Genomic DNA, 15539 nt, shown 5'->3' with positions numbered 1-15539 from the left:
TTATTTTTCGGTATTGGCTAGGGCTTTCCGAACCGGTGCAAAACTTCGCCGATGGATGGGTGTTGCGCCAAACGCCCGCAACGCCGCCAAATGCACCGCCGTCCCATACCCTTTATGCTTAGCAAACCCATATTCCGGGTACACCGCATCCAGCGCCACCAGTTCCGCATCCCGCGCTACTTTGGCGATGATCGACGCAGCACTGATTTCCGCAACCGTCGCATCGCCGCCAATAATCGCTTCCATGTTATAAGCCAGCTTCGGACAATGGTTGCCGTCAATCTTCACCAGATCGGGTTGGATATGCAGCCCTTCCAATGCGCGTTGCATTGCCAGAAAGGTGGCTTGCAGGATGTTGATGCTGTCGATTTCTTCCACTTCCGCCCGCCCCAAACTCCATGCCAGTGCTTTCTCACGGATTTCCACCGCCAGTTTCTCGCGGCGTTTTTCGGTCAGCTTTTTGGAATCGTTCAAACCCGCAATCGGGCGAGCCGGATCAAGAATCACCGCCGCCGCCACCACCGCGCCCGCCAATGGCCCGCGCCCGACTTCATCAACACCTGCAATCAGCATTACGCTTTCCTCAGCACAAACACCGAGGCAGGCGGGATATTGAAAAACACCGTGCTCACCCGCTGCACTTTAAAGCCTTCGCGCTGCAAGCGGTCAAACAAACGAATTTGCTTAATAAACGGCGTATAGCTCATTTGCACAATGGTTGAGCCACTATTGAGGGCATCACGAAATTGCTCCACCAGCTTTTCGGAATAGAACATACCCGTCACTGGCATACAGGACACCATCACGCAATTGGCTAAACCTTCCCCGCTTTCGTCAATCGGCAAGGTAAAAAAGTCCTTCGCCAACAAGGGGGTATCTGCCCCGAAACGTTCGTGGAACTGGCGCACAAACGCCGGGTGTTTTTCCACAAAGGCAAACGGTACAGGGGCTTGCATGAAATATTGCGCCACCACCCCGCTGCCTGTGCCAATAAAAATGCCACGTGCATACTGGGAAAAATAACGCGCCGCGACGTCAAACATTTTCGCCCCGAACTTATCGCTGGAGCTGATAACGGAGCCGGTGTGTTTGAGTTTGGTTAGGTAGACCATGTGTTGCTGTCTCTAGAATTTCGTGGTCGAAAAATGAGTAAGAATAGCATTAGCGGCGCTGTCACTAGCCGTTTTTCGCAATTGTTGGTGCAAAGCCTGAAAACGTTGCAGGGTATACTGCTGACGTTCGGCTGAAAGGGTAAACAGGTTTTCCAATGCTACCACCAAATGGGCGGGGGCCACCTGTTCTTGAAGCAGTTCCGGCACGAGTTCCTCGCCCGCCAGATTATTGGGTAAAGTCACAAAGCGCACTTTCAACAATTTGAAGGTGCGGATCAGCCAAGCAGTCAACGGCGCAACCCGATAGGCGGCCACCATCAAACGGCCTGCCAGCATTCCTTCCAACACCGCAGTGCCAGAAGCCAGCAGGATGTAATCGGCAGCTTGCATCAAGGTGCGTGATTGGCCATCCAGCACCGTCAGGCGTAAACCGGGCGCTGTCTGTTGGCGGATAGCTTCCAATTCCTGCCGCAAACGCGGGCTGGCAGCGGGGGTTACGCACTGTAAATCAGGGTATTTTTGTTGCAATTGCAAGGCAGCCTGCCAGAAATCAGCCGCAAGCCGCCGCACTTCACCGCTACGACTACCGGGCAAAATGGCAAGGATGCGTTTATCCAACGGCAGGCCAAGCTGTTGCCGCGCAGTTCCACGACTGGCATCGAAGTCCACCTCATCCGCCAGTGGATGCCCGACAAACTCGGCGGTAATACCATGTTCATGGTAAAAATCCACTTCAAACGGAAACAGCGTCAGCATCAGGTCGATATTACCGCGCATTTTGCGCACCCGTTTCGCTCGCCATGCCCATACCGAAGGGCTGACGTAATGCACAGTAGGAATGCCGATGGCGTGTAATTTGGCAGCAAGGGGGAGATTAAAATCGGGCGCATCCACGCCAATGAACAGGTCGGGTGGGTTATCCCGCCAACGCTCAAACAACTGCTTGCGGATAGAGAGTAGCTCAGGCAAATGCACCAGCACTTCGACCAGCCCCATGACCGAGAGTTTTTCCAGCGGGAACAGGCTATGGCAACCGGCGGCTTGCATTTCAACCCCGGCGATGCCTTCAAATTGGAGTGCCGGGCAGCGCTGACGTAACGCCAGAATCAAGCGTGCCGCCAGCAGATCTCCCGATGCTTCCCCGGCGATGATAGCAATACGCTTCATGCGTTAACGAATCAGCCCCCGCTGACTATTATGGCAAAAATCCAGTAGCAGGCGGATTTCGGCAAACTCGCCATAATCCACGTCGATTTTGGCCAAGGCTTCCTGTGTGGTCAGGTTGTGGCGGTAGAGGATGCGGTGCGCTTCTTTAATACGGTGAATTGCTTCGGTACTAAAACCACGTCGTTTCAAACCTTCCAGATTAATGCTGCGCGGTTCGGCGGGCGCACCCGTTGCCATCGTATACGGCGGCACATCCTTGGAAATCGCTGAACCCATGCCGGTAAAGGCGTGGTCGCCAAGGGTGCAAAACTGGTGCACCAAGGTGAAACCACCCAGAATCACCCAGTCGCGGATTTCAACATGCCCTGCCAACGTGGCATTGTTGGCAAAAATAGTGTTGTTACCGATGATGCAGTCGTGTGCGATGTGGACGTAGGCCATGATCCAGTTATCATTACCAACCACGGTTTTGCCCTTGTCCTGCGCTGTGCCCCGATTCAGGGTGCAGCATTCGCGGATGACATTACGGTCGCCGATGATCAGCTCGGTGGGTTCACCGTTGAATTTTTTATCCTGCGGGGCGGCACCGACGGAAGCAAACGGGTAAATCTGGTTTTCTGCGCCAATGCGGGTTGGCCCATCCACCACCACGTGCGGGCCGATACGGGTATCACGCCCGATGCTGACATCCGCACCGATGATGCTGTATGCGCCCACTTCCACCCCATCCGCCAGTTGCGCGGATGGATGCACGATCGCCGTGGGGTGGATCAGACTACTCAAGCTGGCGTCTCTTTTTTCGCAGCACACATGAGCTCAGCCGATACAGCCAGCTTGCCGTCAACCCGTGCTTCGGCGTTGAAGACCCACATAATGCCTTTGCGCTTCACCAATTCCACCTTCATGACCAACTGGTCACCCGGTACAACGGCTTGCTTGAAACGCGCCTTATCGACTGCCACCAAGAGGTACAGCGTATCGGTTTGCGGCTCTTCACCCATGGTGCGAAAGCCCAGCAAACCCGTCGCCTGTGCCAAGGCTTCAATAATCAACACGCCCGGCATGATGGGCTGATGTGGAAAATGTCCATTGACCCACGGCTCATTCACCGTGACATTTTTAATCGCTGTCAGTGACTTGCCCACTTCGTATTCCAACACTCGGTCTACCAACAAAAACGGGTAGCGGTGTGGCAGGTAATTTCTGATTGTTTCAACGTTCATCGTGCCCATAGCAGTTCAATCACTCCCTTTATTGTGTAAAGCCGCAAGCTGTTTTTCCAGCTCCTGCAAGCGGCGTGCTAACTTGTCCAACTGGTTAAAACGCACGGCGTTCTTACGCCAGACCGCATTTTCCTCTATTGTCGTACCAGAAGAATATACCCCTGGTTTGGTAATGGAGTGCGAAACCATGCTCGTACCCGTCACCACGACATGATCTGCAATGCTCAGGTGTCCGGCAATCGCACACATACCTGCAATCTGGCAATGCTTGCCGATCTGCACACTGCCTGCCACCGCCGTACAGGCTGCTATCGCCGTATGATCACCAATCTGGGTGTTGTGCCCAATCTGGATCAGGTTATCCAGCTTCACACCGTTACCAATCAGCGTTGACCCCAAGGCAGCACGGTCAATGGTGGTATTCGCGCCAATTTCAACGTCATCACCCACGACGACATTACCAACTTGAGGAATCTTAAACCAAGCTTGTTGATCAGGAGCAAACCCGAAGCCATCAGCCCCCAAGACAGCACCAGAATGAATAATGCAACGTTTGCCTATTTTGGTATCCGCATATAACGTAACATTGGCGTGCAACCAACTATTTTCGCCAATATTACACCCTCGGCCAATCACACAACCGGCCTCAATAATGACACCATCCGCCAGAATGACCCCTTCTTCAATCACAGCTGACGGGTGAATCACTACCGCAGGGCGCGACACAGGGTACAATAAGCCCACCGCTTTGGCATAAGCCAAATAAGGCTTAGGGTGAATCAAACAATCGCCGGTATACATTTCTGCCATGTCAGGCGGCAGAATAAGAGCACTCGCAGCAGAAGATTGCAAGTAATGACGGTACTTAGCATCACGAATATAGCTAATATCGCCAACCCCAGCATTGTCGATGGAGGCCACAGCCAACACACGCAACCCAGCATTACCTTGCAAAACTGAACCTGTGTAATCCGCCAGTTCTTGTAATGTACAACCCAACGTCATGATTTACACCTATTTAGCGGGAGTGGGAGCAGCAGCAGGCACAGGTACTACTAGTGCAGTTTGCGCCTGGAATTTTTGTTCCAAGTGTTGCATCACTTTGTTGGTAATATCGATCCGGTCACTCGCGACAATGTAATTACTTTCACGCAACACCAAGTCGATTTTTTCCTGCTCACGAACTTCACCAATGGCCTGAATGATACCAGCTTGTAAGGCATCAATCGCCGCATCCCTTGCAGTGCGTACCTCTTCCCTGAAGTCCTCCATTTCTCGCGTATACTTACGCTGGAGGTCGCGCAGCTCGCGTTGACGCTGCACCTTCTCTTCCTCAGGCAAAGAACCCGCCTCATTACGTGAAGCCAATTCATCTTCCAATTGCTGAATAGCATTCTGCTCCGCATCAAGCTTCTTCTCACGCGGCACAAAATCCACTTTCAACTTGGCATCAGCAGCTTTCGACTGCGGGGCATTATCCAGCAAAGTTGCCACATTGACGATAGCAATACGCACAGACTGAGCTGACGTTGTCTCTGCCCAAACAGCAGGCTGACCTAGTAGAACCAGTATCACCCCCAAGCATAATGCACACCGTTTTTTCATAAGTTAGAAAGATGCTCCGATGCTAAATTGAACTTGTTGTTCTTTATCACCATCTTTAGCATTCAATGGCTTCGCATAACTCACCTCAAACGGGCCAAGCGGGGATAACCATACCGCGCCTACACCTGCCGAATAACGTAACTCATCACTTTTGAAATCGCCGTTCTTATTGAAAACATTACCGCCATCGACGAAGGTACTCATTTTCAAGCCTTTCACATCTTCCGCCAACGGCATGGGGAATTGCACTTCAGCCGTCCCTGTGACGGTCAAATCACCGCCGATCGGATCATCATTTTCATCTTGTGAACCCAAGCTATTTTGCTCAAAGCCTCTGACGCTGCCGATACCACCTGCATAATACTTATCAAAGAAGGGTGCGCCATCCAAACCACCAGAGGTATTAGTAGTTCCCACCTTGCCCTTGACGGCAAAAGTCACATTATCTGTAATCGGTTTATAAGCAGAACCGTCATAACTCAACTTCTGATATTGCAGATCGCTGCCCGGCACATTAGCTTGCAGGGACACCCGGTGGCGCTGCCCCTCTGTCGGAAAAATGGTACGGTTACGGGTATCATGTACGTAGCTGACTGTCACTGGAAGCTGAGTATACTCCGCACCATTTTTATCAACAAAGCTGGTAATACGTTCCGCAGGATCCGTGCCTAATACAATTTTACGTTTTTCAGCACCAAGACTCGCATACACAGAATCGTGCTCACTGAACGGTACAGTGTAGTTAACGCTGCCACCGTAACGGTTGGATGCATAGCTAGCAATATCTTCAGCTTCCGCATCGTATTCTTTGTAATAGCCACTAAAGCCACGGCTAATGCCATCAGGCGTATAATAAGGGTTGGTATAACCGACGCTATAATTCTTGTTAACGTCACTGTTATCAACATTCATGTCCAGCTGTTTACCTGTACCCATGAAGTTATCTTGGTTTAGGTTAACATTGAACAACACGCCCTGAGACTGTGAATAGCCTGCACCCACACGAAATTGATTCGAAGAACGCTCTTTGACCGTTACAATCAAGTCAATTTGATCCTCAGTACCTGCCACTGGTTCAGACTCAATCGTAGCCTCTTCGACATAAGGCAAACGCTCAAGCCGGGTTTTTGAACGCTCGACCTGCTCTTTGGAGAACCATGAGCTTTCTACTTGACGCAATTCACGGCGATACACTTCATCCTTAGTGCGGTTGTTACCACGAATATCAATGCGACGCACATACGTTCGCTTACCTTGGTCAACCGACAATAAAATGCCAACTTGCTTATTGGCTTCATCAAAATCTGGGGTTGCCGCTACTTTGGTAAAGGCATAACCCTGTGCACCGAGTTTATTGGAGAGATTTTTGCGCGTCTCTTCCAGTGCTTTCTGAGAAAATACTTCGCCCTTGCGCAACTTGATAGATTGCCCCAATTGCTCCTTGGAAAGCCCAGGGTTGCCCGACACACTAACATTCCCGATCTTGTACTGTGAGCCTTCATTGACGGCAACATTCAGGAAAATATTTTTCTTGTCAGGGGACATCGACACGTCGGCCGAGGTAATTTCAAAATTGATATAACCACGGTCACGGTAAAAACTATTTAACGCGTCCAGATCCCCCATCAGCTTTTCTTTGGAATATTTATCGCTGTCACTGAGGAACGGGATGGAAAATGCCCCACGAGGGCCTGATTCCAATTGCTTCAATAATATTGCATCCGAAAATGCCTGATTACCGGTGATATTAACCTTCTGTATACGAGCAGCATTGCCTTCATTAATATTGATATTGACCGCAACCCGGTTACGTTCAAGTGGTGTGACCGTGGTTTTGATGTCGACACCGTAGTGCCCCATGCCTTGATACTGCTCCTCCAACTCCCGCTGAATCGTGGCCAGTGCGGCTTTGTCGAGGGTATCGCCTTTGCTGATATTGCGCAGTTTCAAAACTTGCATCAGTTTTTCAGATGGAATCTTATTGTTGCCCTTGATGTTTAACTCACCAATGGCAGGGCGTTCCACCACCGTTACCACCAGCACATCGCCCCGGCGACCCAGTTGCACATCATCAAACAAACCTGTTTGGAATAACGCCCGAATCGCATCAGCTGACTTGGCATCATTAAACTGTTCACCAACACGAGCAGGCAGGTAATTCAGCACAGTACCGGCGGCAACGCGTTCCAGACCATTAACTTCAATGTCGCGAACTACAAATGCAGCAGCCCACGCAGCCTGAGAAACTGCCAGTAAGCAGCTCACAGCCGAAATGACGAGTGTATGTTTTTTCATAATTAATTTAATAACCGCGTAAAGTCATTATACAAGGCAAGCACCATGAGTCCGCCAATGATTGCCATTCCTAACCGAAAACCAACGGCTTCCGTTTCTGCTGAAACCGGGCTACCTTTTACCCATTCTATTAGGTAATAAAACAAATGCCCGCCATCCAGCATAGGAACAGGCAGCAAGTTCAACACCCCAAGACTTACACTGACAATTGCCAGAAATCCTAGGTAATACGTCAAGCCAATCGATGCCGAGACGCCTGCAAATTGTGCGATAGTCACGGGGCCGCTGACATTTTTCAGCGATACTTCCCCCGTAAACATACGTCCCATGAGTTTTAAGGTCAGCATGGACATTTGCCATGTCTTCGCTGCCCCATTCCACAGAGAATCAACCAAACCATAAGATTCCATGAAATAAATTTCATCACGTAAGGCCGGTGGCGGTGCTGCCAATGCAGCACCAATCGTCGCGACGGCATCACCACGCTCAGTATTAATGCGCGGGGTCACAGAGAAAGATTGTATCTGACCAGCCCGATCAACTTTCAAAACAACAGGCTGATCAGGGTGAGCACGGATGTATTCAACAAAGCCACGTCCTCCCGTCGGCTTCACGGCATCAATCGACAAAATTTTGTCTTGAGCCTGCAAACCCACAGCCGCAGCGGGAGAATTCGGAACAATCTGCTCAACCACGACATCATAAGGTGGCACCCATGTTCTCAGACCGATTTTATCGAGTGCGCCGCCTTCATCATCGAACATGGCAAACCCTTGCAGGTCTAAGGTACGCTGCATCGGCACCTGATCTTGGGTTATCACATTGAAAACCAATTGCGGAGACTTCAAGTACTCCTCAACCAACAACATGCGCACATCTTCCCATGAAGTCGTTTCAACCCCATTAATCGCCGTTACCTGATCGCCCGATTGGAAACCAGCCTGCGCTGCCGGTGAATCTTGCATCACATCGACATAAGGACGCATCGCCTCTTGACCGATCATGAAGACCAGTGCATAAATAACAATCGCCAGTATAAAATTGGCCATCGGCCCCGCAACGACTATCGCCGCACGCTTCCACAGTTTCTGCCGGTTAAAGGCGCGATGCACTTCATGTTCGGCGATTTCACAACCATCCTCACACTCACGCTCATCCAGCATCTTGACGTAACCACCGAAAGGCAGTGCCGCCACCACATATTCAATTTTATCCGCATCCTTAGAGACACGCCGCCACAGCGGTTTACCGAAACCGATAGAGAAACGCAATACCTTAACGCCCAAGCGCCGTGCGACCCAGAAGTGTCCGAATTCGTGAACGGTTACCAGCACGCCAATGGCGAGAAGAAATGCAGGAATTATAGTCAGCAAGTTCATGATTTAGTGTAGTTTCTTGTTTTTTATCCATGATAGTGAACGCACACGGCTTTCCTCATCCTGAATAAGTATATCGTCAAGGTTCATCGGAGTACCCGCTGACGCTTGATGCATTACATCCTTCACCAGCAGCGGAATATCGGCAAAACCGATCTCACGCCCCAGAAAGGCTTTTACCGCCACTTCATTCGCGGCATTCAAGGCAATCGTGGCATAACCACCACGAGCGTGCGCATCATAGGCCAATAGCAAGCACGGAAAACGTTCCCTGTCCGGCTGTTCAAAATCCAATCTCGCGGTAGCAAATAAATCCAAGGGAGCTACCCCCGAAACCAAACGTTCAGGCCACCCCAACGCATAAGCAATCGGAGTACGCATATCCGGGTTGCCCAGTTGAGCCAACACCGAACCATCATTATAGGACACCATCGAATGAATAGTGCTTTGTGGGTGAACGACGACCTCCACCCGTTCGGCAGGCAGGCCAAACAACCAGCACGCCTCAATCACTTCCAACCCCTTATTCATCAGAGTGGCAGAATCCACGGAAATCTTTTGCCCCATCGACCAATTCGGGTGCGCCACTGCTTGTTCAGGCGTTACACCTTGCAAATCACTCGACGACCACGTGCGGAAGGGTCCACCAGAAGCGGTTAGTAAAATCTTTTCAACACCTTTTCTACCATCAGTCGGTAGACACTGGAATACAGCATTATGTTCACTATCGATAGGCAACAATTCAGCGCCGTGTTCACGCACAGCATCAATGAATAATTGCCCGGACATAACCAGCGCTTCTTTATTAGCCAGCATGACACGCTTGCCCGCACGCGCTGCCGCCAATGTTGGCAATAAACCGGCGGCGCCTACAATAGCAGCCATGACGTAATCCGTTTCCGGGCTACTAGCTACAGCATCTAGTGCTTCTGCACCCGCCAGCACAACAACTTCGCTACCAACGGCTTGCAAACGCTTTTCCAGCAACGTAGCTGCTACCGTTTCTACCATCACCGCATAGCGCGGCTGAAAACGTTGGCATTGCTCGAATATCTTATCGACATTACTGTTTGCTGTTAATGCAAATACATGGAAACGGTCTGGGTGACGCGCTAACACATCCAACGTACTGACACCAATGCTGCCACTCGCCCCTAAAATCGTAATGCCTTTAGATGCCACGGTAGATCCCCAGCCACAATAAGCCTAACGTAAACAACGGTGCAGCGGCTAATAGACTATCAACTCGATCAAGAATGCCACCATGTCCCGGCAGGATGCTGCCACTATCCTTAACACCTGCTTCACGCTTCAGTAGGCTTTCAAACAAATCGCCAGCCACCGACATCAATACCACAAATATAGAAAGTGCCATAAACACAACCTGCTGTTCTTTTGGAATATCCAGCCAGAAAGAGGATACCAACCATGCCCACACAGCTGTCGCCAGCACCGCACCAGACACTCCCTCTTTTGTCTTGCCCGGACTTAGATCCGGCGCCAACTTAGTTCTACCGAACTTGCGTCCGGTAAAATAAGCAGCCGTATCAGCCAAAGCAACCAAAGAAATGAGGTAAAAAACATAGCTATAATGCATAGCGTGTAATGCCACCAAGGCATACCATGCTGGCAAAAGCACCAATATGCCAGATAGGCGCATCGCCAGCGCATGTTTCTTGTAAAAACCTGCGTTACGCGGATAAATTTTCAAAGCAACCAATATGGAAAACCACACCGGGATACTAACCACTAACACCCACACAGGATCAGGGCGAATAAACACCAGCGGAACAGAAGCCAGTAGGATAATCATGGTTCCCAGTAAGCGCTTTTCAGGCAGGTAACAACCGGTCAGACCAGCCCATTCCCAAGCACCCAAGCCAACAATAAACATCAGTGAGAACAAGCCAAACAGCTCAACTGGTAAAAGACCAATGCCCCCAAACGCCAATAAAATCAGCACTAATCCCGTAATAACCCGTTGTTTAAGCATGTTTTCCTCCCGATACTTGCTCACCCGTCATTCCGAAACGCCGCTGCCGACTCGCAAAGTCCCTGAAGGCATCGCGCAGACATTGTTCATCGAATTCTGGCCATAATACATCCGTGAAATACAATTCCGCGTATGCCAGTTGCCACATCAGAAAATTACTGATGCGTTTTTCTCCACCTGTGCGAATAAACAAATCAGGTTCTGGCACGCCGTCTGTTGACAGAAACTGCCCAAACATTGTTTCATCCAGCTTATTAGCATCCAAATCACCCGAATTAATCTGATTGGCAAGGGTACGTACTGCCTGAAGAATATCCCAACGTCCGCCGTAATTAGCAGCAATCAGCAAGCGCATACCACTACAACTAGCGGTCAACGCCTCAACTTGAAGGATTTTTTCTTGCAAACTCGCTGAGAATCCGCTGCGATCACCAATAAAACATAACCTGACATTGTGGCGAAACAAGGCCGCCGACTCACGCTCCAAAGCGGACATGAATAAAGACATCAGGCCACTGACTTCCTCCTCCGGGCGTCGCCAGTTTTCACTACTGAAAGCAAATAGGGTTAGGCACTCTACACCAGCACCACTACAGACTCGGATAACCTTACGGGCGGCTTCTACTCCACGATGATGCCCCATCAGGCGTGGAAGATAGCGGGCTTTTGCCCAACGTCCGTTCCCATCCATCACTATGGCAACATGTCGGGGAACAGCATCTTTTGGCGTTGTATTTGTCATTCAGGCCCCATCGTATGCAACCCCGCCCCAAGAGATGGGGCGGAAGCAATCATCAAACTACCATTAATTCTTTTTCTTTGGTTTCCAGCACCGTTTCCACTTCCTTGATGAAATGGTCGGTCAGCTTCTGGATGTCGTCAGCAGCACGGCGCTCTTCGTCTTCCGAGATTTCTTTCTCTTTCAACAATGCCTTGAAATCAGAATTGGCATCACGGCGGATATTGCGAATCGCGACCCGCGCCCCTTCTGCATCGCTTTTTACCACTTTCACCAAGTCACGGCGGCGTTCTTCCGTCAATGCTGGCAAAGGCACACGGATAACATTGCCATCACTAGACGGGTTCAAACCCAAATTAGAGGTTAGGATAGCTTTTTCAATTTTGGCCGCCATCGGCTTTTCCCACGGCACCACTTTCAAGGTGCGTGCATCTTCGGTACTGACATTGGCAACTTGGCTAAGCGGAACCTCTGAACCGTAATAATCCACCGTAATTTGATCCAGCAAACTGGGGTGTGCACGGCCTGTACGAATTTTTGTCAAATCATTGCGCAAGGCTTCAATGCTTTTCTGCATCCGTTGCTCTGCATCTTGTTTAATCTCTGCAATCATTTACCTTAAACCTCAACCAAAGTTCCAACAATCTCACCACGCACCATCGCAGCGAGCGCTCCGGGCGCAAACATATCAAATACACCGAGCGGAAGTTTATTATCACGGCACATTACCATCGCCGTTAAATCCATCACCCCTAACTGGCGTTGGATAGCGTCCTCGAAGGATAACCGATCAAAGCGTTTCGCCGTAGGATTTTTTTTCGGGTCAGCATCATAAATGCCATCCACCTTGGTCGCCTTCAACAACAAGTCGCATTGTAATTCAACGCCACGTAAGCTGGCAGCCGTATCGGTGGTGAAAAAGGGGTTGCCACTTCCCGCAGCACAAATAACAATATCACCCTGCTCCAGGTAACGGCGGGCTTGGTGCGCGGAATAGCGCTCACCCACTTGATCAATACCCAGCGCGGTCAATACGCGGCAGTTAGCGCCGAGCTTTTCAAGCGCATCTTGCATCGCCAAGGAATTCATTACCGTTGCCAGCATCCCCATCTGGTCGCCACGCACTCGATCCATGCCTTTTTCCGCTAAGCCCGCGCCCCGGAACAGGTTGCCGCCACCGATCACGATAGCGACTTGCACACCAGAACGTTGTACGGCGATGGCTTCGCTTGCGACGCGATAAAGGATTTCAGGGTCAATGCCGGAATCCTGATTGCCCAAAAGGGCTTCGCCACTGAGTTTTAAAAGGATGCGACGGAAACGAAGTTCGGGGCTGGCTGGAGTCGATGACATGAAGTATTCCTGCTATTGGTATCGTGGGTGCATTTATACAGGTGACAAGGATAGGGGGCAAGCTACGGGCTAACGCAGAAAGCCAACAATCCATGATTTTTTACAGCCACGCACACGCGCGGATACAATCACCTTGCGGACAAGCCAACCGCAAGCCACTATACTTTGGCAAAATAGCCAAGCAGGAAGTAGCCATGCACGCAGTCAAACACGAATACATCAACTTTGATGACTATCTCACCGGTGAGCGAGATGTCGATGTGCGCAGCGAATATGTGGATGGGCAAATCTACGCAATGAGCGGCGCGAGTGAATTACACAACACCGTCAGTGCAGAATTGTTTGGTGCAATCTTGGGCAAAACCCCCTTGGAATGCCGCGCTTGGCAATCGGATATGAAAGTAGTGATTCGCCATAGCAGTAAAAACTTTGCCTACTACCCTGATATTATGGTGGCGTGTGGAGAAAATACCGACGATGCCTACACGCGTTCTAACCCTATCCTTATCGTAGAGGTGCTATCCCCCAGCACCAAACGCACCGATTTAGGCGAAAAATTTGAGAATTACACACGAATACCGACCTTGCGCGAATACGTCATCGTCTCGCAAGACACCCCCCACCTGCAAATTTTCCGGCGACGCTGCAACTGGAAAGTGGAATACTATTACTCAGGTGATACCTTCACCTTAGAGTCAGTCGGACTGGAAATGACCGTAGACACCATCTATCGACGCGTCCGCAAAGAAGTAGGCTTGGACTAAAAAAACAAGCATAAAAAAAGGGGCAACCAGTGCCCCTTTTTCACAAAAACCCGAAGGTTTTTAGTTCCCCGCTGCTGCCGCAGCCGCTTGCGCCGCTACTTCCTCAGCAAAGTTATCTTGCTTCTTCTCGATGCCTTCACCGACTTCCAGACGCACAAATTCAGCAATGCTTGCGCCTTTGGATGTCAGCAAATCGCCAACGGTTTGGTCAGGGTTCATAACGAACGGCTGGCCTACCAAGGTGATTTCGCCCAAGAATTTCTTCATGCGGCCGACAACCATCTTTTCAGCGATGTCACGGGGCTTGCCACTTTGCATGGCGATGTCGATCTGGATTTCGCGCTCACGCTCAACCAAATCAGCCGGTACACCGGACTCATCGACACAAGCTGGGCGGCTCGCTGCGATGTGCATCGCAATGTGCTTACCCATTTCATCGTCGCCACCAGTCATGCTGACCACAACGCCGATTTTAGCACCGTGTTGATAGGTAGACAGTTGGCCTGCACCTGCATCAACCCAGACCAAACGGCGTACTTGCACGTTTTCACCGATTTTCGCGATCAGTGCAGTACGGCTAGCTTCTGTCATCGCTGACAGCGCTTCAACGTCTGCTACATTGTTTGCCAATGCAGTTGCACCAACTTCTTCAGCAAATGCGACGAAGAAGCTGTCTTTCGCAGCAAAGTCTGTTTCGCTGTTCACTTCAACGACGACTGCACGTTTGGCATCAGCCGTCAGTGCAATCACAACACGACCTTCTGCGGCAACACGCCCGGCTTTCTTGTCAGCTTTCGCTGCACCGGATTTGCGCATCAGGTCGATAGCCGCTTCCATGTCACCATTGGTTTCAGTCAGGGCTTTTTTGCATTCCATCATGCCTGCGCCGGTACGTTCGCGCAGTTCTTTCACCATTCCAGCAGTAATTGCCATTAGGGTAACTCCTTGTTTGAACGGGCTGGCTTAAGCGCCAGCAGCGTCTGTAGTCGGTGCTTCATCAGCGACTGCTTCAGTAACAACTGGGGCAGCAGCTTCAGGTTCTGGTGCAACAGCAGCGGAAGTGTGACCTTCGTTGATCGCATCGGCAGCGGCTGAAACGTACAGTTGAATGGCGCGGATAGCGTCATCGTTACCTGGAATCACATAATCAATACCTTGCAGGGAGTTGTTGGTATCAACTACACCAATAACCGGGATACCCAGCTTGTTGGCTTCCTGCACAGCGATTTTTTCGTAGCCTACGTCGATAACGAAAATCGCGTCTGGCAGGCCACGCATATCCTTGATACCACCGAGGCTGCGTTCCAGCTTTTCGGATTCACGGCTCAAGGTCAGGATTTCTTTTTTGCCCAATTTCTGGAAAGTGCCGTCTTCAGCCATTTTTTCCAGATCTTTCAGGCGCTTGATGGATTGCTTGACTGTTTTGAAGTTAGTCAGCATCCCACCCAACCAGCGATGGTTGACGTAAGGCATTTTGCAAGCAGTCGCAGCTTCGCTAACGGCTTCACGTGCAGAACGCTTGGTGCCGACGAACATGATTTTGCCGCCTTTCGCAGCCAGCTTACCAATGAAGTTGGTCGCATCATTGAACATTGGCAGAGACTGCTCAAGGTTGATGATGTGGATTTTGTTACGCTCACCAAAGATGAACTGACCCATTTTAGGGTTCCAGTAACGGGTCTGGTGACCGAAATGAACGCCTGCTTCGAGCATTTGGCGCATAGTAACTTTAGGCATGATAAGCTCCTGTATGGGTTATGCCTCCATACATCCCGGCAAACGCAACCTGTTTTTTGTTCAGGCACCCTGCGTGTCGTGTCGATGTATGTGTGGATTTAAATAAACAGTCAAACAACATGTAAAACTATTTGCGGAATTCGCGGGCGCTTTATACCATGAAACGCTTTTGAGT

17 protein-coding genes are annotated in these 15539 nt (G+C 50.5%); 1 reads left to right on the top strand and 16 read right to left on the bottom strand.

Features of this window, described 5'->3' with window-relative positions:
- From rnhB to pyrH, 14 genes are read right to left on the bottom strand one after another with little or no spacing between them, the layout of a single operon-like run.
- Complete coding sequence (gene rnhB / locus Q394_RS0103970; RefSeq protein WP_028488137.1) at positions 1-573, bottom strand: ribonuclease HII; 573 nt, start codon at positions 571-573, stop codon at positions 1-3.
- Positions 573-1112 carry a hypothetical protein gene (locus tag Q394_RS0103965; RefSeq protein ID WP_028488136.1) on the bottom strand — a complete coding sequence of 180 codons (540 nt, stop codon included), beginning with the start codon at positions 1110-1112 and terminating at the stop codon, positions 573-575. The genes rnhB and Q394_RS0103965 overlap by 1 nt, the downstream gene beginning before the upstream one ends.
- 12 nt (positions 1113-1124) lie before the next feature.
- Complete coding sequence (lpxB, locus tag Q394_RS0103960; protein WP_028488135.1) at positions 1125-2279, bottom strand: lipid-A-disaccharide synthase; 1155 nt, start codon at positions 2277-2279, stop codon at positions 1125-1127.
- 3 nt (positions 2280-2282) lie between these two features.
- Positions 2283-3053: an acyl-ACP--UDP-N-acetylglucosamine O-acyltransferase gene (gene lpxA, locus Q394_RS0103955; RefSeq protein WP_028488134.1), complete on the bottom strand. Its 771-nt coding sequence runs from the start codon at positions 3051-3053 to the stop codon at positions 2283-2285.
- Between the two features lie 5 nt (positions 3054-3058).
- Complete coding sequence (gene fabZ, locus Q394_RS0103950) at positions 3059-3511, bottom strand: 3-hydroxyacyl-ACP dehydratase FabZ (RefSeq protein WP_028488133.1); 453 nt, start codon at positions 3509-3511, stop codon at positions 3059-3061.
- Positions 3512-3517: 6 nt separating this feature from the next.
- A complete protein-coding gene (lpxD, locus tag Q394_RS0103945; protein ID WP_028488132.1) occupies positions 3518-4507 on the bottom strand; it encodes a UDP-3-O-(3-hydroxymyristoyl)glucosamine N-acyltransferase in 990 nt (329 codons plus the stop codon).
- A 9-nt stretch (positions 4508-4516) separates the two neighbouring features.
- Positions 4517-5107: an OmpH/Skp family outer membrane protein gene (locus Q394_RS0103940; RefSeq protein ID WP_038140462.1), complete on the bottom strand. Its 591-nt coding sequence runs from the start codon at positions 5105-5107 to the stop codon at positions 4517-4519.
- 3 nt (positions 5108-5110) lie between these two features.
- Positions 5111-7402, bottom strand: coding sequence for an outer membrane protein assembly factor BamA (gene bamA / locus Q394_RS0103935; protein WP_028488130.1), 2292 nt, complete (start codon positions 7400-7402; stop codon positions 5111-5113).
- Between the two features lie 2 nt (positions 7403-7404).
- A complete protein-coding gene (gene rseP, locus Q394_RS0103930) occupies positions 7405-8781 on the bottom strand; it encodes an RIP metalloprotease RseP (RefSeq protein ID WP_028488129.1) in 1377 nt (458 codons plus the stop codon).
- A gap of 3 nt (positions 8782-8784) precedes the next feature.
- Entirely contained in the window at positions 8785-9960 is a 1176-nt protein-coding gene (ispC, locus tag Q394_RS19050) for a 1-deoxy-D-xylulose-5-phosphate reductoisomerase (protein ID WP_038140460.1), read from the bottom strand.
- Positions 9950-10771 (bottom strand): phosphatidate cytidylyltransferase, encoded by an 822-nt coding sequence (locus Q394_RS0103920; RefSeq protein ID WP_028488128.1) that lies wholly within the window; start codon positions 10769-10771, stop codon positions 9950-9952. The genes ispC and Q394_RS0103920 overlap by 11 nt, the downstream gene beginning before the upstream one ends.
- Entirely contained in the window at positions 10764-11513 is a 750-nt protein-coding gene (gene uppS / locus Q394_RS0103915; RefSeq protein WP_028488127.1) for a polyprenyl diphosphate synthase, read from the bottom strand. Before uppS ends, Q394_RS0103920 begins: the two co-directional genes overlap by 8 nt.
- Positions 11514-11565: 52 nt before the next feature.
- The gene (gene frr / locus Q394_RS0103910) at positions 11566-12123 is read right to left on the bottom strand and encodes a ribosome recycling factor (RefSeq protein ID WP_028488126.1); all 558 of its coding nucleotides are present in this window, start codon (positions 12121-12123) and stop codon (positions 11566-11568) included.
- 5 nt (positions 12124-12128) lie between these two features.
- Positions 12129-12863: a UMP kinase gene (gene pyrH / locus Q394_RS0103905; RefSeq protein WP_028488125.1), complete on the bottom strand. Its 735-nt coding sequence runs from the start codon at positions 12861-12863 to the stop codon at positions 12129-12131.
- 194 nt (positions 12864-13057) lie between these two features.
- Between pyrH and Q394_RS0103900 the strand changes: the two genes are divergently transcribed.
- Positions 13058-13627, top strand: a complete 570-nt coding sequence (locus Q394_RS0103900; protein WP_028488124.1) for a Uma2 family endonuclease — start codon at positions 13058-13060, stop codon at positions 13625-13627.
- A 60-nt stretch (positions 13628-13687) separates the two neighbouring features.
- Here Q394_RS0103900 and tsf read toward each other — a convergent pair whose 3' ends face one another.
- Together tsf and rpsB are read right to left on the bottom strand one after the other, a co-directional pair.
- Positions 13688-14560, bottom strand: coding sequence for a translation elongation factor Ts (tsf, locus tag Q394_RS0103895; RefSeq protein WP_028488123.1), 873 nt, complete (start codon positions 14558-14560; stop codon positions 13688-13690).
- Positions 14561-14590: 30 nt separating this feature from the next.
- Complete coding sequence (gene rpsB / locus Q394_RS0103890; RefSeq protein WP_028488122.1) at positions 14591-15364, bottom strand: 30S ribosomal protein S2; 774 nt, start codon at positions 15362-15364, stop codon at positions 14591-14593.
- Positions 15365-15539 lie beyond the last annotated feature (175 nt).

The organism is Thiothrix lacustris DSM 21227 (genome assembly GCF_000621325.1).
GTDB classification, from domain to species: Bacteria; Pseudomonadota; Gammaproteobacteria; order Thiotrichales; family Thiotrichaceae; genus Thiothrix; species Thiothrix lacustris.
The sequence above is the reverse complement of the archived record's forward strand: the minus strand, read 5'-3'. Positions and strand labels throughout refer to the sequence as shown.

Coding starts and splice junctions, on each gene's coding strand:
- Q394_RS0103965 (WP_028488136.1), bottom strand. CDS start 1,112: ATGGTCTACCTAACCAAACTCAAACACACCGGCTCCGTTATCAGCTCC.
- tsf (WP_028488123.1), bottom strand. CDS start 14,560: ATGGCAATTACTGCTGGAATGGTGAAAGAACTGCGCGAACGTACCGGC.
- frr (WP_028488126.1), bottom strand. CDS start 12,123: ATGATTGCAGAGATTAAACAAGATGCAGAGCAACGGATGCAGAAAAGC.
- Q394_RS0103920 (WP_028488128.1), bottom strand. CDS start 10,771: ATGCTTAAACAACGGGTTATTACGGGATTAGTGCTGATTTTATTGGCG.
- uppS (WP_028488127.1), bottom strand. CDS start 11,513: ATGACAAATACAACGCCAAAAGATGCTGTTCCCCGACATGTTGCCATA.
- lpxD (WP_028488132.1), bottom strand. CDS start 4,507: ATGACGTTGGGTTGTACATTACAAGAACTGGCGGATTACACAGGTTCA.
- Q394_RS0103900 (WP_028488124.1), top strand. CDS start 13,058: ATGCACGCAGTCAAACACGAATACATCAACTTTGATGACTATCTCACC.
- fabZ (WP_028488133.1), bottom strand. CDS start 3,511: ATGGGCACGATGAACGTTGAAACAATCAGAAATTACCTGCCACACCGC.
- rnhB (WP_028488137.1), bottom strand. CDS start 573: ATGCTGATTGCAGGTGTTGATGAAGTCGGGCGCGGGCCATTGGCGGGC.
- rseP (WP_028488129.1), bottom strand. CDS start 8,781: ATGAACTTGCTGACTATAATTCCTGCATTTCTTCTCGCCATTGGCGTG.
- rpsB (WP_028488122.1), bottom strand. CDS start 15,364: ATGCCTAAAGTTACTATGCGCCAAATGCTCGAAGCAGGCGTTCATTTC.
- Q394_RS0103940 (WP_038140462.1), bottom strand. CDS start 5,107: ATGAAAAAACGGTGTGCATTATGCTTGGGGGTGATACTGGTTCTACTA.
- pyrH (WP_028488125.1), bottom strand. CDS start 12,863: ATGTCATCGACTCCAGCCAGCCCCGAACTTCGTTTCCGTCGCATCCTT.
- bamA (WP_028488130.1), bottom strand. CDS start 7,402: ATGAAAAAACATACACTCGTCATTTCGGCTGTGAGCTGCTTACTGGCA.
- lpxB (WP_028488135.1), bottom strand. CDS start 2,279: ATGAAGCGTATTGCTATCATCGCCGGGGAAGCATCGGGAGATCTGCTG.